The following is a 17,995-nucleotide window of genomic DNA, read 5'->3' as shown; positions in this document are numbered from 1 at the left end:
AGCCCTCGGCGAGCTGCTCGTAGCGTTCACCCTTGCGGAGGTGGACGAGCACCAGGAGTGCCTGCTCGGGTGGGGGCAGCTTGCGCCAGGTCCGGCGCTGGGCGCGATCCTCGGCCAGCAGCCCCGCAAGGAAGGTCAGGGTCGACTCGGGCAGGTCGACGACACCAGGGTAGGTTAGCAACGGAAGTCCTCGGTCAAGGGCACAGTGGGGTAGACACCCTGTGATCTACCGGGGACTTCTCTATTTACGGCACCCCTCCGGCCACCGCCCGGCCAACTATCGCCGCCGCCAGATGACGGAACGACCGGAACCAGTGCCCGTTCAATTCGTCAATTGGTGATCCTCAACGGCCGAAAGAATCAGACAAACAGAGATTGAAAAGGCTCAATGATCAATCTCACTGGCGTCGGGGGGCGTGGTCCGTGTCGGTCGAAGAACTGCAGGTACGTCGCTCGTAGAAGAACTCGATCGAACCGGAGGCCCGTAAAGACCGCCGCTGCGCGACGGTAATCCCGCGTGCCGCCCGTGGGCCGCCCGCGATCTGGTGACGTTCGGCACAGTCGGGCCACACCCCGGAAAGATCGACATTGGTTCCCATCAAAATACCTTGGCGTAAGCCGTGGTCGGCGGCGAGAATAGCAGCGGATGGGAGATCTTCCCCACGCCGCCGCGCGCCTGGAARGCCGTACCGTGGTAGGGTCCGGCAGTCGTAAGATCATTTTTATTCATCTCTCGGAAACGCCGGCCGACGGAGTGCTTTGGGTGCTTACCGACCCCGGCGAGTAGCATGCGATATCTCTGTCGTGCATGCGACATCGTCATGAAAGGTCGCGGATCGTTCGTATCATGAAGCCAGCCAGTGAAAGGGCCTCGCTGAGTGCCGGCGCGCTCTTCGCGAGTCAGTCGGCGCTGGTCAGACGTCTCTGCAATCGCCGCCGAGTCATCGGGCCTGGCGCCTGCGACTGGAAAGCAGCCGTGGCGCGTGGACCTCAGCTCTCCTTTCGGCCCGCTGGCCCGTGGACCGTAACCACCCTCAGGAGGAGCATGTCCATTCAGTGAAGCGAGACCAGAAGACTGAAGGTCGGTTCGAGCGAGGAGCCCACGAGCATGGTGGACAGCATCAATGCGTTCATGATCTTCGGTCCTCTGGAGATCATTCTCAAAGGAGAGATCATCTCGATTGAGTCCGGAAAGCTCCGCACCCTGCTGGCAGCCCTCCTGCTGGACGCGGGCAGCGTCGTCGGCTCCGATCGGCTGATCGACTGGTTGTGGGACGACCACCAGCCAGCGAACCCGCGGGGAGCGCTACACACGTACATTCGGCGGCTCCGTCAGCTCCTGGGCGACCCGAAGATGCTGAGCACTGTCAGTAGCGGCTACCGCCTGAACCTCGGGACGGCGGTCCTGGACCTGCAGCAGTTCCGCCGGCTGGTCAGGGGGGCCGAGGAGACGGCGGACCCGCAGGCTCAGGCGAAACTGCTGACCGACGCGCTGGCGATCTGGCGCGGCCCCGCGCTGGCCGACGTGCCCTCCGAGTCCCTGCGCCGGGAGAAGGGCGCGGCGCTGGAGGAGGAAAGGATGTCCGCGCTGGAGTCCCGCTTCGAGCTCGAGGTGCGCTTGAACCGAGCCGCCCAGATTGTCCGCGAGATCCGCCTCGCGGCTATCGACAATCCCTATCGGGAGAAGTTCTGGGAGCTGCTGATGCTGGCCCTGTACCGGGCCGGCCGGCAGGCCGAGGCACTGGACGTCTACCAGCAGGTGCGCACGCTGCTGGTAGACGAGCTCGGCATCGAGCCCGGCAGCGGCCTGCGGGACCTGCACGGGCGGATCCTCGAGTCCGACCCGCAGCTGTGCCTGCCGGATCGGTCCGCACCCGACGCGGCGACGCCGTCCACAGTGCCGGCCCAGCTCCCCGCCGACGCGATCGGGTTCGTCGGCCGGCAGGAGCTGATGGACCAGCTCACCGAGGCCTTGCGCCCGTCTGGGACGCGCCCGGGCGTACCGGTCGTCGTGTTGTGCGGGCCGCCCGGAATCGGCAAGACGGYGCTGGCTGTAAGTCTCGGCCACCGGTTGCGGCCAGCGTTCCCGGACGGGCAGCTGTACGTCAACCTGCGCAGCCACGAGCGGCTCGGCCAGGACCCGCCGCTCACTCCGGAGCATGTGCTGCCGCAGTTCCTACGCAGCCTCGGCGTTCCGCCGGGCCAGATCCCGGTCGAGCTGGCCGAGCAGGCGAACCTGTTCCGATCGAAGGTCGCCGGCCGACACGTGCTGGTGATGCTCGACAACGCCTCGAGCATTGACCAGGTGATGCCGCTGTTGCCCGGCGACGCCGGTTGCTCCGTCATCATCACCAGCCGACGGCACCTGGGTGGCCTGGTCGCCACGCTGGGCGCGCRGGTCGTCCAAGTGGGCACTCTGAGCCCCGAGGAGTCCCGCGAGCTCGTCGAGGGCATGTTGCGCAACGTCGCTGTCCCGGTGGATCCTGCGCTGATTCCGGAGGTGGTGGCGCTGTGTGYGTATCYCCCCCTCGCCCTGCGCATCGCCGCCGCCAATCTGATCAGTTTCCCGGGCGGCCACGCCGACGAATACGTGGACAGCCTGCGCACGGGCAACCGGCTGGCSGCGCTTACCGTGGACGACGACCCGGTCTCGGCGGTGTCCAACGCCTTCGCGCTGTCCTACGACTCGGTCGGGCCGGACGATCGCCGGTTGTTCAGCCTGGCCGGGCTCTTCCCCGGGCCCGACTTCTCGGCCAATGCCGTCGCTGTCCTGGCAGACATGAGCACAGCCCAGACCCGCAACTCGTTGAACAGGCTCACGGTGGCGAACCTGCTGCAGCAGCAGGCGCCCGGCCGGTACCAGTTTCACGACCTGCTGCGGGAATACGCTTACAAGCGGGCAGGCGACCATTTCACTGCCCAGGAGATAGCGGCGGCAGTGGACCGTCTCGGCCTGTGGTACCTGGTCGGCACGAGAAACGCGGTGGATATCCTGCACGTGGAGTTCCTCCGGCTCCCGCTGCCGCCAGAAACACGCTCCGTGATCGACGCGCCGGAATTCGTCGACGAGAGCCAGGCGATGGCCTGGCTGCTCGCGGAGTGGCGCAACGTCCTTGCTTGTATGCGCGCGCTCGACGGTTCCTGTTCAAGCCATCTGACCTGGCATCTTTCCGATGCGCTCCGCGGGTTCTTCTGGACCGGAAGATATCGGACTGAATGGTCGGAGGCGGCGCACGGCGGTCTGATTGCGGCCGGTCGGAGTAAGGACAAGCTCGGCATGGCCGCGATGCACCGCAGTCTCGCCAACCTGTATAACACGCTAGGTGACTATCGTCAGGCGATAAACCACCTTGCTGAAAGTGTCGCCCTGCACACCGACCTCGGCATGTCCGAGGAGGTGGCCGCCATCCTGAACAACCTCAGTCTCGCCCATCTGAGTCTCAGCCAGGTCGATCAGGCCGAGCGCATCGGGCAGGAGGCCTTGGCGATCGCCCGGGAAGTCGGGTCCCCGCGGACCGAGGCCGCCGCGCTTGGACTACTCGGCCAGATCCACTGGGCTCAGGGCGACATGACTGTGGCCACGACCTACATCACGTCGTCGCTGCGGGCCGCCGGCGAGCTCGGGCTGCATCACATCACCTCGTACAGCCTGAGGAACCTGGGCCTGGTACGTGAGGCGTTGGGAGATCTGGACGCTGCGAAGTCCTGCTTCTCCCAGGCTCTTGAGGTCTCCACGCGTATCGACTCCTTCTACGACCGGAGCATCTCGCTCTACGGGCTCGCGCTGGTGCACCACGATGTCGGTGACAACCAGGCCGCGCTTGAGTTCGCCGAGCAGGCGCTGGGCGCCTTCCAGGAGTGCGGTGACCGGACCTTTGAGGCGGAGACCCTCTGCATCATGTCGGGGATCAACGCCGAGCGCGGGGACTGGACCGCATCCATCCAGTGCGCCCGGCAGGCATTCGAACGGGCAAACGCCATCGACTACACCGACGGGAAGGCCTACTCGCTCGTCCGGATCGCGCTCGCGGWCGACCACTTCGGCCGTGCCGCCGCCGCGGCGCTGCACGCGGCAGACGCCTTCGCCCTGGTGGCCGGCACCAACCGGATCACTCAGCGCAGGATCCTGGTAGACCTCGGGCTGATGTACGCCGAGCAGCAGGAGTTCGAGCGAGCCACCGAATGCGCACAACGCCTGCGCACCATCTCGGAGGAGACCGGGCAGCTTCTGGGCGCGGCCGAGGCGAAAAGGATTATGGCCCTGGTCACGCGCCGGTCGAACCTTTTGYCATCCGCCGAACCCCTCCGGAACGAAGCGTCGTAGACCGTCGGCTGGACCGCGTGCCTGATACAACCCGGGTGCGCGGACCGCGCGACATCCGGCCTTTCTCACCCTCTGATCATGCGCCCCTCGGCGGAACTGGTCTGATACRCCGGCGTGGTCCCGCTGATGTCAACCGCCAGCCAGCCGTCAGCGGCACGAAAGGATGGTCGGGGTAGCTTTGTCCTGCGCAGGAAATATGCGCCCAGTACAAGCAGATGCCGTCCTGGCGACGGGCGCAGCAATCAGCGGAAGAAATCCCGCGCAGGACCCCAGCGAAGGATCCGTAGATGCCGGCTGACACTGAGATCGCACACACCGAGGACTCTCTCCGCGAGCTGCACTTCATGCAGACGGTCGACCGTTCCCTCATCCACCGTCACGCGCTTTCCGAAGTGTTCCTGACCGACACCGTGCCCACCGGTGCGACGTCCTACCTGGCTGCCGCCCAACTGCCGTCGTCCCACGCGTACTTCACCGACCACGTCCGACACGGCGCGGTGGATCCACTGCTTCTGCTGGAATGCTCACGCCAGGCTGAGACCTACGGCGCCCACGTGCATTTCGGCGTGGCACGGGACACCCGGTTCGTCCTGAGGTCGTGGTCCATGCAGCTGCCGGGGCTGTTCGCCATCCGCACCCGAGGCGCCAGCGAGCTGACGATGGCGGTCGGCACGCGCCCACTCGTCGGCGACCGGCCGACCAGTCGGTCGCTGGCCTACGACATCCGGCTTTCCCTGGACGGCGTGGCCATCGGCGACACCCGGATCGCGGTGGGCTACCTGTCTGACTCCGCCTACGAACACGTGCGGGCGCTCCGCCGGGGAAGCGCGCCGCACACATCGGACGACATCCGGCCCACGCCCGCGACGATCGCGCCGGCCGCTGTCGGGCGAGCCAGCAGCGTCAACACAATCCTCGTGGATCCCGTCCAGTTCGCTGGCGGGGCCACGGCCACCATTCGGGTGCCCGTCGACAACCGCAGCATGTTCGACCACGCACTGGACCATTTCCCCGGCATGGTACTCACMGAGGCGGCCCGGCAGCTGTGCCTGTGGTCCGGCGCGGACCTGCTCGGCGTGCCGGCCACCGCGGCCACCGTCGTCGCCTTCGACCTGGCCTTCACCCGGTTCGCCGAGCTGGATGTGACAACCACCGTGGCAGCGGTCCACCAGCATGAGGACGTGGTCGGCGGGTCCACCTTCGCCGTGTCCTTCCAGCAGAACGACGCCGTCATCGCGGCGGGAACCATGACCATCTGCCCGGTTCCCACCAGTCATCTCACCGACGACTGAACCCACAGCCGCACACAACGCCAGCTGCACAGGGCGAGGACGGGCACCGGCGGTGGCGCCGCGGGCCCGGGAGGAGAATGCGATGGGCCGATCGATCTTCATCACGGGCGGGAGCCGGGGCATCGGCCTGGCCGCCGCACGGTCGTTCGCCGAGGGGGGCGACCGGGTCGCCGTCGCCGGCCGGTCGGGGGCCGCCCCGGAAGGCGTGCTCGGTCTGCGCGCGGACGTCAGGGTACCTGGCGACGTCGAGCGTGCGCTGCGAGAGGCGGAGGAGGCGCACGGAACGGTCGAGGTACTCGTCGCCAACGCGGGCATCACCATCGACGTCCCGCTGCTGCGGATGTCCGACGAACAGTTCGAGACCGTGGTCGACACGAACCTGGCCGGAGCGTTCAGAGCCGTCCGGGCCGCCGTCGCCAGCATGCTTCCGGCCCGGCGTGGGCGAGTGGTGTGCGTGTCGTCGGCACTTGGTTTCCTCGGCTCCCCCGGGCAGAGCAACTACGCCGCGTCCAAGTCCGCCCTCCTCGGCATGGCACGGTCCGTCGTGTGGGAGCTCGGGAACCGCGACATCACCGTGAACGTGGTGGCACCGGGGATCATTGACACCGACATGACCAGGCCGCTGACCGAACAGCGCAGGCAGGAGCTGATGCGGATGACCCCGCTGCGCCGGATGGGGACAGTGGACGAGGTCGTCGCCGCCATCCGGTTCCTCGCCAGCGACGAGGCAAGCTACGTCACTGGCACCGTCCTCCCCGTCGGCGGCGGCATCGCGATGGGCCTGTAGGCGCAACCCCGACCGGGTGCGGACAGTCCGCGCCGCCGTCAGGTGCGGGCCGCGGCCAGCAGATGCCGGGTGTACGGGTGCGCGGGGCGCTCGAGCACCTGCTCCGCGCCGCCGATCTCGGCCACCTGCCCGTCCTTCATCACCAGGACGCGGTCGCTGACGTGCCGGATCACTGCGATATCGTGGGAGATGAACAGCAGGGCCAAGCCGAGTTCGTCGCGCAGTCCCGCCAGCAGGTCGAGGATCTGGGCCTGCACCGACAGGTCGAGCGCGGACACCGGTTCGTCGCAGACGAGGACCTCGGGTGACGGCGCGAGCGCACGCGCGATCGCCAGYCGCTGACGCTGCCCGCCGGACAGCTCGCGAGGGTGGCGTCGCAGCACCTGTTCGGACAGCCCTACCTGGTCGAGGAGTGCGACGATCCGATCTCGTCGCGCCCGGCCCCGATCCGGACCGGACATGGCGTCGCCGACGATCCGCTCGGCGGTGTGACGCGGGTCGAATGAGCTCAGGCAGTCCTGGTGGACGGCCTGTATCCGGTGCCGCCGAGGCCTGCGGTCACGTTCGCGTACCCGGCTGGGCGAGGCGGTCGCCGCCGCGGCCGCCACCCAGGGCGCGCCGGCGAACCGGACGGTACCCTCGTCCGGTTCGAGCAGGCCGAGCACGATGCGGGCCAGCGTGGTCTTGCCGGACCCGGACCCACCGATGACGCCGAGTGTCTCGGCGGCACGAAGCTCGAACGTCACGGCACGGACGGCGTCCCGCCACCCCCCGTCGGGATCGCGGAAACGTTTGGTGATGCCGGTGGCTTCGACGAGAGCCTCGGCGGTGTCCCTGCGGGCCGGGGCGACGACCCGTGGCGGTCCGGCCCGCTCCGTTTCCGTTCCGGGCCGCCAGCACAGGACGCCGGGTTCGAGACCCGGGTGATCGGGGCGCGGCAGTTCCTCGCGGCACCGGTGGTCGGCGAGTGGGCAGCGCACCGCGTATGGGCAGCCGTCCGGCCCGGCCGGTGGACGGCGCGGCAGGTCCGGGGACAGCACGGTGCCCCGCGAGTGCCGCGAGGGGGCCGCCGCGAGCAACGCGCAGGTGTACGGATGCCGTGGACCGCCAAGCACGTCGACGGCCGGTCCCTGCTCGATGATCCGCCCCTCGTACATGACCGCCACCCGGTCGGCGACGGCGGCCACCGTGGCAAGATCGTGACTAATCAACAGCAGAGCGACACCGCCGCGTACCAGGCCGCGCAGCACCTCGACGATCCGCTCCCGGGAGGCGGCATCCAACGCGGTCGTGGGTTCGTCGACCAGCAGCAGGTCGGGTCCGGCCGCGACCGTCGAGGCGATCAGGGCCCGCTGTCGCAGACCGCCAGAGAGCTGATGCGGGTACTGCCCGGCGCGCCGGGCCGGCTCCGGCACCCCCACCTGCCCAAGCGTCGCGACGGCCCGCTCGCGGACGTCGCGACGGGCCACGATCCGGTGGACGCGCAGGGGCTCGGCCACCTCCGCTCCCACCGTCCGCAGCGGATCCAGGGAGGCCAACGCGTCCTGGGGCACCAACCCGATCCGGCGGCCTCGCAACACCCGCCACCCCGGTTCGGTCAAGGCGGTCAGATCCACGCCCTGCAGGTCCAGCCGGCCAGCACGGACMATCGCACCGCGCCCGGCCAGTCCGATCAGCGTCCGGGCGAGCACGCTCTTGCCGGCACCGGACTCGCCCACGACCGCGAGACACTCGCCGGGACGGACGGCGATCGACACGTCCCGCACCGCACGCACGCCGGCGACGCCGTCCCGAAACGTCACGTCCAGCCGCTCGACGACCAGGGTCGGCTCGGCGGCGGTCACGTCCGGGCTCATCCGCCGCGCCGGACAAGCCGCTGCTGGGCCCGGCGGCCGGCGGCCTGGACGGCGAGCACGGTCAGCGCGAGCGCCGCACCCGGGCACACCCCGACCCACCACGCGGACCGTAGGAAGTCCCGGCCTTCCGCCAGCATCAGACCCCACTGCGCGGTGGAGGGCTGCGGGCCCAACCCGAGGAAGCTCAGCCCCGCCACGTACACGATGGCCGAGCCGACCCCCGTGGTCGCCAGCGCCAGCGCCGGACCGAGCGCGTTTGGCAGCACGTGGCGCACGACCAGCGCCATCCGGCCGACGCCGAGTCCGCGGGCCGCCTCGACGTAACCCGCTCGGCGGGCGACCATCGCCTCGGCGCGGACGAGGCGGCCGTACAGAGGCGTCAGCGCCACCACCGTGGCAATCATGGTCCTGCCGCTGCCGGGCCCGAGCACCGCGATGACCAGGAGGGCGAGCATCAACGGGGGTATCGCGATCAGCACATCCATCACCCGGGTGAGCACCAGGTCGACGAGGCGCCCGCCGAGCGCCGCCGCGAGGCCCAGAGCCGCACCGATCCCCACGGCCAGCGCGACGGAGCCGACGCCGAGCAGCAGGGACGCCCGGGCACCATGCAGCACCCGGGCGCACACGTCCCGCCCGAGCTGGTCGGTCCCACACCAGTGCGAGCCGCTCGGCGCTGCCAGCACGCCTGACGGGTCGACGACGGTCGGCGAGGCGCCCGTGAGGATCCCCGGTGCCGTCACCGCCAGGGCGATCACCAGGAGGATGCCAGTGAGCAGGATCGTCGACGCGCGGGCGACGAGACGCGGCGCGGGCCGGTCAGACAGCGTCGGAGGCGCTGCCAGGACGTTGGTCACCGGTCCATCACCTCGATCCGAAGCCGCGGGTCGAGGACGCGTTGCAGCAGATCCACGACGGTGAAGACGACGGCCGAGACCAGGGCCGATGTGAGGACGACCCCCATCACCACGGGCATGTCCCGGTCGATGACGGCGTGCACGGTCAGCGCGCCGAGCCCCGGGCGGGCGAAGACCGTCTCGACGAGGACGGTGCCGGCGAGCAGCGTCCCGGCGAGCCAGCCGCCGAGGTTGAGCGCGCTTGCGGCGGCGTGGCGCAGGGCGTGGCGCATTGTRACGCCGGTGGGGCTCAGGCCGCGGGCCCGAGCGGCGGCGGCGAACGGCTGCGCGAGGGCGGCTTCCAGTCCCTCCCRCAGCGTCCGGGAAAGCGCGCCGGCGGCCGGCATGGCGAGGGTCACCGACGGCAACACAAGGCTGRCCGCGCCCTGGGCCCCCGCTCCGGGGAAGATCCGCAACTGGAACGAGAACACGCTCACCAGCACGATGCCCACCCAGAACGAGGGCACGGACAGGGCCAGTGACTCCCAGGCCATCGCCGCGGCGCGCAGTCCCGGTCGGCGGCCCGCGGTCGCGACGGCGATGGCCACCCCGGTCAGGACCGCGAGCACCAGCGCCGCGGCCGMGAGTTCGGCCGTGGGTCGCAGCTGATCCACGATCACCTCGCTGACCGGCTGCTGGAGTTGATACGAGGTACCCAGGTCGCCGCGGGCGAGATGGCCGAGATAGTGGACGTACCTCAGCGGAGCCGGCTCGCCGAGACCGTACTCTGCCTGGATTTCCGCCCGTACCTGGGGCGAGGCGGACGTTCCCGGCCCTAGCAGGACCGCCACCGGATCGCCCGGGGCCAGCTGCAGCGCGGTGAAGGTGAGCGTGGCGGCGCCCAGCAGTACCGCGGCACCGGAGAACAGGTGTCGCAGCAGGTGTCGCAGGACGGTCCGGCGGCGCGCGGGTTCGGGGGCGGGGCCGCGATCCTCCGTCGCCGGCGCCTGCTCGAGGACATGCATGTCGCCTCCAGACATCCGCCGCGCTACCCGGAGACGCGCCAGGCATCGAAGAAGAGCGGCCAGGCGTTCGGGTCGACGCCGATGCCGTCGACCCGTCGGGCCACGCCCAGGATCGAGCTGGGCGTGTAGAGCGGGACTACAGCCGCGCTGGCGAGCACGTCGTGCTGGACCCGCCCGTACAGGTCGTCTCGGGCCGTCCGGTCGAGGCTCTCCGCGCCGTCGACCGTCAGCCGGTCCACCTCCGCGTCGGCCAGCTGCGCCATGTTCTGCCCGCCAGATGCCGGGGAGCTGGCGGAGTTGAAGAACAGCCGCAGCACATCCGGATCAGCACGGCTCCAGCTGAAGTCCAGCATCTGCGCCTTGTTGCTGTAGGAGAGCGCCAGGTAGGTGCCGACGTCGAGACTGGGACGGGTGACCTCCACGCCCAGCTTCCGCAGGTCGGCCTGGATCGCCTGGCCGAGCACATCACGCTGGTCGCGCAGGTACGTMGGCACGACCGGCCAGGAGATGCTCAGCCGYCGGCCGTCGCGCACGCGGAACCCGGCGCCGTCGCGCCTGGCCCAACCGGCCTCGTCGAGCAGCTGGCCGGCTTTGACTGGGTCGTAGGGCCAGCTCTGCCTGACGGTCGCGTCGTAGGAGGGAGTGACGTCCGTCAGCGGGCCCCAGGCTCGCCGGTACTGACCGAAGTACACGGCGCCGACATTCCGGTCCACGTTGATTCCCCGCTGGATCGCGGTGCGGACCCGGCGGTCGGTGAAAGGCGCCAGCGACGTGTTCAGGTAGAGACTGTAGGGGACTCCCGGCACGTCCTTCCGCAGCAGCCGCAGATTCCGGTCGGCGCCGACGGACCGCGCGTCCGCCGGTGGCACGGCGGCGGCGACGTCGACCTGCCCGCTGGTCAGCGCGCCGACCCGGATGGAGTTCTCCTTCAGGATGCGGATGACGATCCGGTCGAGGTAGGCGGGGCCGGAGTGCCGCGCGGTCGCGGGCGCCCAGTCATAGGCCGGATTCCTGGTCAGGACGATGCGCTGGCCTCGGGTGCGACTGGTGACGGAGAACGGCCCGGTACCAACCGCTCGTGGCCCGCCCGCGCACAGCTGCGCGGCGTCGGTGGCGAGGACCTTCGGCGAGTAGAAGCCGAGATAGGTGGTGCTGGCGGCCTGGAGGAACGGGGCGAACGGCCGGCTGAAACGCACCCGTACGGTGTAGAGATCGACGACGTCGGTGCCGGCGTACGGGCCGAGCAGGCTCGCGGCGTACTGCGACCTGGTCTGCTTCGCGACGATGTGCGCGAAGTTGGCCCGCACCGCCGCCGCGTCGAAGGCGCTGCCGTCGGTGAAGGTCACGCCGTGGCGCAGATGAAAGGTGTAGGTGCGCAGGCCGTCGGTGATGTCCCAGGACGTCGCCARCCAGGGGTGGAAATGACCGGCGTCGTCCTGCGCGACGAGTGAGTCGAAGACGTTGCGGAGGACGCTCGCGGTGACGTCCTGCTGGCTGGCGTGGATGTCGAAGCAGGTCGGCTCCGCGTCGATCGCGTAGGTCAGGGTTCCCCCGCGCACGGGTCGACCACCGCCTGCGGGAACCGCGGCGGTGTCGGGACCGCACCCGGTGAGCAGAAGTATCGCCGCGACAACGAGGAGTCCGAGCGCGGACCGTACGGACACGATGGGGTGCACAGCAGAGCTCCGGGGGTCGAGGGCCGGTGTGGTCAGAGGGCCGCGGGCGGGACGTCCGCGGCCGTCGCCCCCCGCCGGTCGGACGTCCCGCCCGCACCGGGTGACCGCACCTGCCCGGCGGGATGCGCCCCGGCCTCGCGGAGATGCCGCGTCACGAGCCCGTGCACGAGCGGGCACCACTGCGGGGGAAAGATGTGGCCCAGCTCGTCGACAACCACCAGCCGCGCGGCGGCGATCTCGCGGGCCAGCGTTTCGCCGTGCGCGAGGGGAAAAACGGTGTCGCGCCGGCCGTGCACCACCAGGGCCGGCACCCGGATCGCGCCGATCCTCGCGGTCAGCGGCGGCGTGCGGTCCAGTGCCCGCAGATGGTTACTGCCAAGGTCCGAGCCCGCCTCCCGTCGCATCGAGCGCTCGACCAGGTCCCGCCAGTAGGTCTCACTGAACGGCGCGCCGGCCCCCACGAGCACGCGCCAGCCGCGCACCGCCGCCGCGACGCGCGCCGCTCTGGTCGTCGGCGGGTTGTCGTTCAGCGCGGCGACGTGGTCGAGCAACGGCCGCTCCGGACCGGGCAGGCCGGTCAGGGGCGGCAGATGGACGTCRCCGTTGGCATCCGGGGAGCAGGACAGCAGGACCAGGGAGCGAACCAGGCTCGGCTCCTCCAGCGCGAGCAGCTGGGCCACGATGCCGCCCGCGGACTGGCCCACCACGTGTGCGGATGCCAGTCCCAGTCCGGTGATGACGTCCGCCGCGTCCCCGGCGAGCGTGGACAGGTCATAGCAGGAAAGGCKGGAGTCGGTCTTCGTGGACAGACCGACGTCACGATGGTCGTATCGGACCACCCGGTACCCGGAATCGGCCAGCATCCGGCAGAGCGCGTCGGGCCAGGTGATCCCCTGCGCGGGCCCGCCCATCACAAGCAGAATCGCGGGATCCGCTGACCTGCCAAAACTTTCGGTCCATAGCATAAGATCGTCTCGTGTCCGCACAAACCGTTCCATCTGCGTCTCTCTGCTAGCGTGCGCGTGTCTGGCAATCCCCGACGGGTCACGTGTGGAGGCGGCGGCGATGCCCGGTTACCGGCGCGGCGAGACAACAGCCCTCGTGCTGGTGGATCTCCAGCACTGGATCGTCGACATGCCGTGGGCGCCGATCCCGGGTACCCAGGTCGTCGACGCCTGCGTCCGGCTGCGTGACGGCCTGGCCGACGCGAAGGCGACGACGGTGATCGTGCGTTATCTGCGTGCCGACGGCCGCGACGGTGGGCCCCAGGCCGCGCCGAACCAGCTCGTCGCCGCCCTGGCGCCGCGGCCCGGCGACCTTGTCGTCACCAAGGACGGCCTGGATGCCTTCACGGGCACCGGCCTGRCCGGGCTGCTGCGCGAACAGGGCCGCACCAGGCTGGTGATCGCGGGCCTGTCCACCGCGCACGGCGTGTCCGCCACCGCTGGAACGGCGGTGGCGTCGGGCTTCGACGTGGCCGTCGTGTCCGATGCCACCGCGAGCGTGACGGTGGCGGAGCACACCGGAGCGCTCGATCAGCTCGCGCGCGCGGGCGCGGCGATCTGCTCGATGGCGGATATCCTCGCGCCGTGAGGCGTCACTGGCTGCTGCTGCCCGTGGGCCGAACGACGTAGACGACCCGGTACTGGGCGTCCGGTGGCGGACCGTCCAGCGCCATCGCATAGCGGTCGGCCAGCGTCATGAAGAACGTTCCGGCCGAATCCGGGTCGATGCGTTCCACCACCCCGCGGATTTCGAGGTACCGGTATGGCTGGTCCGGGTCGTTGATGGAGACCGCCACGTGTGGATTGGCCGTCACGTTTCGGTACTTGTACCGGACGGTCGTGTTCGTGAAACAGAGGAACTCGCCGTCCCAGGAAAACCACATGGGATTCACCTGCGGCTGCCCGTCGGGCCGGATGGTCGMCAGATGGGCGAAGAGCGGCCGCTCCAACAGGTMGCGGTGGCTGTCCGGAATGATGGTCACGTTTTTCTCCTCAGGTCGCCGAGGCCGTCAGGCTGCCTCGTCGGCGGTGCGGTGAACAGTGYGGTCAGTCGGGTCCGCACCGGTGCGGCGTCACGGGAGGCCGTGTCGACATGCCCGTCCGGGCGCACCAGGGCGGCGACAGCGCCCCGCGCCCGGCCGTTTCCGTCGAGCACCCGCACGTCCACCCGGTCCGCGAAGTGGTCGCGGCACAGGTCCGCCAGTGCGTCGAACGAGGCGCCGCCGGAACCGTGCCGCTCGGGCCGCGAGATCAGCAGGGTGTAGCGCAGGTCGTCGAGCTCGGACCGCAGCGGCAGCGGGATCAGTGCGCCCGGCTGGAATCCGGCCACCGCGCGGCCCTCCGACGCCGCCACCCGGTACCTGGTGCGCAGGCCGGCCAGCCAGGGAACGTAGGAGATGTCGAACAGTCGTAGGGCTGAGGCGGCCCGCAGCAGCGTGTCCCGAAGCGCCACCTGGTAGCCGCGGCGCAGCAGCCAGATCCGCGTCTGCACGTCGGCCTGGCGGACGACCGCCCGGGCTACCTGCCCACGCTCCGCCGCGTAGGTGTCCAGCAGATCCGGATCCGCCCGGCCGTGCCAGACGAACGCCATCTTCCAGGCCAGGTTGTGCGCGTCGGTGACGCCTGTGTTCAAGCCCTGCCCGCCGGCCGGGCTGTGGATGTGCGCCGCGTCCCCCACCAGGAACACGTGCCCGACCCTGGTCCGCTCGGCCTGCCTGGCGTGCACCGAGAACACGCTGAGCCAGTCCGGGTCACGCAGGACGATCCCGCCCGGGCCCCGCTCGTCGACCAGCCGCTGGACGGCGTCGAGGTCGGCTCCCTGCTGGGTGAAGTCCGGTGGCGCGGAGGTGAAGACCCGCCACCGGCCGGAGGGCAGCCCGCAGGCGACCAGGATGCCGCGCGTGGAGCAGAAGTAGTGGGTCATCGTCGGATCGAGTGCGGTGTCCGCCAGCGCGTCGGCCACCACGAAGCGCAGCTCATAGGTGTCGCCGTCGAAGCCGATGCCGAGCTGGGCCCGGACCGTGCTGCTCGCGCCATCGGCGCCGACCAGGTAGGCGAACTCCTCGATCCGCTCCGCGCCGTCCGGATACCGCACCCGCACCCGCACCCGGTCGTCGCACTGGTCGAGGTCGAGCAGTTCGGTGCGCCATTCCGGCGAGCCRCCGAGGCCGGTCAGGACCTCCCGCAGTACCTCCTCGACGCCGGGCTGCGGGCAGATCAGCGGCCGGGTGGCCGTCCGGTAGCGCAGGTTGGCGATGACCTTCCCCGAGGAGTAGTAGCGCATCTGCGTCTGCGGCAGGGATCTCGATGCCAGCGCCTCATCGCCCCCGATCCGACGGATCAGTTCACGGGTGCGTGGCCACACCCCGAGTGCCTTGGACAGGGTGCTCGGCCCGCCGGCCCGGTCGATGCAGCGCACCGGCACCCCGCGCCGGGTCAGCTCGATCGTGGCCATGAGACCGGCTGGTCCGGCGCCGGCGACCAGCACCGGCAGCCGCGGTGCCGACGGCGTCATGCGTCCACCGCCACGGTGACGGGCTCCGCCTGCTCGGTGGTGGTGACGCCAACCTCCCGCGGCCGCAGCAGCAGATGAAGCACGACCCCGGTGGCGGCTCCGATGCCGACCAGCAACCACAGCAGAACGTGGATGCCGTGGGTGTAGCTGCGCGTGAGCAGGTCGAGGAAATCGGCGCGGGCGGTACCGGTGAGGCCGTCCGCCGCGCCGGTGAGGTTCCCGCTGACCGCCTTGTTCGCGATCGTGGCGGCATCGGCACCGCCCGGCGGGACCGCCGTCGCCGGCAGGCCCGCGGAGATTCTCCCCCGGGTCACATCGAGCACCAGGGCCCCCATCGCCGCGATCGCCACCGCCTCGCTGGCCAGCCGCACGGTGTTGAACATGCCGGCGGCGGTACCCGCCTGTTCGGGCCGCACCGAGGTGATCGCGACACCGTCGACCAGACCGGCCGTCATGCCCATGCCCGTACCGATCAGGAACAGCGGCCCGATGAGGCTGACGACCGCGATGTCCTGGTCGATGACCGTGAGCCAGGCTGCACCGCCGGCGGCCACCARCATGCTCAGGCTGAGCACCAGCCGGGTGGACAGCCCGCGCCGGACCAGGTTGCTGACAACCAGCGGCACCACCAGCACAGGCAGGGTAAGCAGCATCATCGYGTCACCGGCGCGGCCGACGGACATCCCGCGGGCACCGGTCAGGTAGGCGGGCAGGAGCACCACCAGGCAGACGAACCCGAAGGACAGGGACAGCGGCACCAGCGAGGCGGCCAGGAAGCGCGGCTGGCCGAACAGACCGAGGTCGAACATCGGTCGCGCCTGGCGCAGTTCGGCGACGACGAACAGCGCCATGAGCACCGCCGCCGCAACGAGGAGCAGCACCGTGCCGGCGCTGCTCCAGCCCCACTGCGGCCCCTGTACGACACCGAGCATCAGCAGCAGCAGGCTCAGCGTGAAGGAGGCGATGCCCGGCCAGTCGAACCGGATCGCGGCGGGATTGYGCGACTCCCGCACCATCGGCACCGCGACGGCCACCAGGACCATGACCACCAGGTGCGAGGCGAACACGCCTCGCCAGCCGAAGGCGTCCACCAGCAGCCCGGCGGTCGACGGACCGAGAGCCAGCCCGGCGCCGGCCGCCGAACCGAGGATGGCGAACGCCCTGGCCTGCGCCGCGCCCTCGAACGTGGTGGCGAGGATTGCCGACCCGGCCGTCATGWCTGCGGCCGCGCCGACCCCGGCCAGCGCCCGGGCCRCATCCAGCACGATGATGTCGGACGTCAGCACACTCACCGCGCTCGACAGGCTGAACAGGGTGAGGCCGGCGACGAACAGCCGCTTGCGACCCAGGATGTCGGCGGCCGAACCGCATGCCAGCATGGAACACGCGAAGGCCAGGTTGTAGGAGTTGACCACCCACTGCAACGGAGCGTACCCGGCGTGCAGGTCGACACCGATCCGCGGCAGGGCGACGGACGTGCCGGTCAGGGAGGCCGGCAGGGTCAGCACGGCCAGGCAGACCGCGATCAGAACAATCACCGGGCGGCCGCGGCCGCCCACGGAAGGCGCATTCATGGCAGAGGTCCTTGTTCCCAGAACTGGTGGGGCCGAGTAGGGCGAAAAGAACGGAGGGGACGGGTGGCGCGGAGAAGGACGCGCGACCGGGTCAGGCCGCCGGTCGGCCGACGGCCGCGCAGGAGAAGCTGAAGCCACCGCCGGCGCCGATCACCAGGGCGAACTCGCCCGGGGCGAGCAGGTCCTGTTCGACGATCGCGGCGAGGTTCGCCCCCATGTCGCCCGCGCCCAGATGCCCGGTCTCCGCGCCGAGGTCCACGATCTTGGCGGTGGTGGCGTTCTCAACGGCCGGGTGATAGGTCTCCTGCCGCACCTTGAGACCGACCCGGGGCAGGGCGATGAGGCGCAGCCGCGGATCGTCGGAGGTGAGGCCGCTGTCGGCGAGGCAGTCCGCGATGATGCGACGGAGCGTCGCGTGCACGTCCCGGAAAAAGCCGGCGGTGCCGACGTCCTCCATGAAGGCCTTCTTCGTCCGCCTCACGTCCACTCGCYCGCTGAGCCACCGGCTCGCCGGGGTGAAGGGGTCGCGACCGCGGTGCAGCCCCTCAGCGGCGGAGACCGCCCCGCTGGCCAGACCGAGCAGCGTCAGCTCGTCCACCGCGTCGTCCCGCTCGTGCAGGAGCATGGCCGTCGCGCCGTCACCGTAGAAGACTCCGTAGTCACCGCTCCAGCGGTCGAATCCCTCGTCGCGGAAACAGTCGGCCGTCGTCACCAGCGCGGCGCCGGTCGTGCTGTCGGCGAGCAGGCGGGCGCAGGCCGCCTCCAGGGCGACCCCTCCGCCGTTGCACATGACCTGGATGCCCAGCGGGACGCTGCGGCGGGCACCGAGCTGATCGGCGATGTAGTGCGCGGGCGACCAGAAGTCGTGCCCCTGGTGATGGATCCAGGCGTGCGCGCTGAAACCGAGGCGGCTTCCGTCCCAGCCGGCGGCGTACAGCGCCGCCCGCGCGGCCCGGACCGCCATTTCCGGCGCCGCGACATCCCGCGCGACCGGTACCCGGATGACGGCGGTGTTCGCCAGGTCCTGTTCGCTGATGTGGCCCTGGCCGATCGCGTCTCGGGCGGACACGGTCGCGTCGGGCAACCACGCTCGGACCGCTCGGAGA

At 70.3% G+C, this 17,995-nt stretch carries 14 protein-coding genes; 4 read left to right on the top strand and 10 right to left on the bottom strand.

All coding sequences use genetic code 11. From position 1 onward, the window contains the following. On the bottom strand, positions 1-154 hold a 154-nt coding region (locus Manayef4_RS17655), incomplete at its 3' end, for a transposase family protein (protein ID WP_254665715.1). A gap of 954 nt (positions 155-1,108) precedes the next feature. Here Manayef4_RS17655 and Manayef4_RS17650 point away from each other — a divergent pair. The 3 genes from Manayef4_RS17650 to fabG all read left to right on the top strand — a co-directional run bounded on the left by Manayef4_RS17650 (position 1,109) and on the right by fabG (position 6,403). Beyond that, positions 1,109-4,324, top strand: a complete 3,216-nt coding sequence (locus Manayef4_RS17650; RefSeq protein WP_083282531.1) for a BTAD domain-containing putative transcriptional regulator — start codon at positions 1,109-1,111, stop codon at positions 4,322-4,324. Positions 4,325-4,611: 287 nt separating this feature from the next. Further along, positions 4,612-5,616 carry an AfsA-related hotdog domain-containing protein gene (locus Manayef4_RS17645; protein ID WP_023841856.1) on the top strand — a complete coding sequence of 335 codons (1,005 nt, stop codon included), beginning with the start codon at positions 4,612-4,614 and terminating at the stop codon, positions 5,614-5,616. 82 nt (positions 5,617-5,698) lie between these two features. Further along, on the top strand, positions 5,699-6,403 hold the full coding sequence (gene fabG / locus Manayef4_RS17640) for a 3-oxoacyl-ACP reductase FabG (RefSeq protein ID WP_011436539.1): 705 nt from the start codon (positions 5,699-5,701) through the stop codon (positions 6,401-6,403). 38 nt (positions 6,404-6,441) lie between these two features. Here fabG and Manayef4_RS17635 read toward each other — a convergent pair whose 3' ends face one another. From Manayef4_RS17635 to Manayef4_RS17615, 5 genes are read right to left on the bottom strand one after another with little or no spacing between them, the layout of a single operon-like run. Further along, on the bottom strand, positions 6,442-8,259 hold the full coding sequence (locus tag Manayef4_RS17635; RefSeq protein WP_070132343.1) for an ABC transporter ATP-binding protein: 1,818 nt from the start codon (positions 8,257-8,259) through the stop codon (positions 6,442-6,444). Further along, entirely contained in the window at positions 8,256-9,116 is an 861-nt protein-coding gene (locus Manayef4_RS17630; RefSeq protein WP_011436537.1) for an ABC transporter permease, read from the bottom strand. Before Manayef4_RS17630 ends, Manayef4_RS17635 begins: the two co-directional genes overlap by 4 nt. Next, the gene (locus Manayef4_RS17625) at positions 9,113-10,120 is read right to left on the bottom strand and encodes an ABC transporter permease (RefSeq protein WP_254665714.1); all 1,008 of its coding nucleotides are present in this window, start codon (positions 10,118-10,120) and stop codon (positions 9,113-9,115) included. Before Manayef4_RS17625 ends, Manayef4_RS17630 begins: the two co-directional genes overlap by 4 nt. A gap of 23 nt (positions 10,121-10,143) precedes the next feature. Beyond that, on the bottom strand, positions 10,144-11,784 hold the full coding sequence (locus Manayef4_RS17620) for an ABC transporter substrate-binding protein (protein ID WP_235463213.1): 1,641 nt from the start codon (positions 11,782-11,784) through the stop codon (positions 10,144-10,146). Between the two features lie 44 nt (positions 11,785-11,828). Beyond that, positions 11,829-12,761 (bottom strand): alpha/beta fold hydrolase, encoded by a 933-nt coding sequence (locus Manayef4_RS17615; protein WP_175443417.1) that lies wholly within the window; start codon positions 12,759-12,761, stop codon positions 11,829-11,831. Positions 12,762-12,861: 100 nt separating this feature from the next. Here Manayef4_RS17615 and Manayef4_RS17610 point away from each other — a divergent pair, with 100 nt between their 5' ends. Next, positions 12,862-13,389 carry a cysteine hydrolase gene (locus tag Manayef4_RS17610; protein ID WP_070132348.1) on the top strand — a complete coding sequence of 176 codons (528 nt, stop codon included), beginning with the start codon at positions 12,862-12,864 and terminating at the stop codon, positions 13,387-13,389. Positions 13,390-13,393: 4 nt separating this feature from the next. Here Manayef4_RS17610 and Manayef4_RS17605 read toward each other — a convergent pair whose 3' ends face one another. The 4 genes from Manayef4_RS17605 to Manayef4_RS17590 form a co-directional block, all read right to left on the bottom strand. Continuing rightward, a complete protein-coding gene (locus Manayef4_RS17605) occupies positions 13,394-13,783 on the bottom strand; it encodes a PPOX class F420-dependent oxidoreductase (RefSeq protein WP_070132337.1) in 390 nt (129 codons plus the stop codon). Next, positions 13,780-15,315 (bottom strand): FAD-dependent monooxygenase, encoded by a 1,536-nt coding sequence (locus Manayef4_RS17600; RefSeq protein WP_070132336.1) that lies wholly within the window; start codon positions 15,313-15,315, stop codon positions 13,780-13,782. The genes Manayef4_RS17605 and Manayef4_RS17600 overlap by 4 nt, the downstream gene beginning before the upstream one ends. Then, positions 15,312-16,889: an MFS transporter gene (locus tag Manayef4_RS17595; RefSeq protein ID WP_070132334.1), complete on the bottom strand. Its 1,578-nt coding sequence runs from the start codon at positions 16,887-16,889 to the stop codon at positions 15,312-15,314. Before Manayef4_RS17595 ends, Manayef4_RS17600 begins: the two co-directional genes overlap by 4 nt. A gap of 91 nt (positions 16,890-16,980) precedes the next feature. Next, positions 16,981-17,973 carry a 3-oxoacyl-[acyl-carrier-protein] synthase III C-terminal domain-containing protein gene (locus Manayef4_RS17590; protein WP_175443416.1) on the bottom strand — a complete coding sequence of 331 codons (993 nt, stop codon included), beginning with the start codon at positions 17,971-17,973 and terminating at the stop codon, positions 16,981-16,983. Positions 17,974-17,995 lie beyond the last annotated feature (22 nt).

The sequence above is a fragment of the Frankia sp. CgMI4 genome, from assembly GCF_001756285.1.
In the GTDB taxonomy this organism is placed as follows: domain Bacteria; phylum Actinomycetota; class Actinomycetes; order Frankiales; family Frankiaceae; genus Frankia; species Frankia casuarinae.
Note: the sequence above shows the minus strand (reverse complement) of the source record. Positions and strands in the feature narration are given on the sequence as shown.

Excerpts from the sequence above, each read along its gene's own strand:
- fabG (WP_011436539.1), top strand. The coding sequence starts at position 5,699 with ATGGGCCGATCGATCTTCATCACGGGCGGGAGCCGGGGCATCGGCCTG.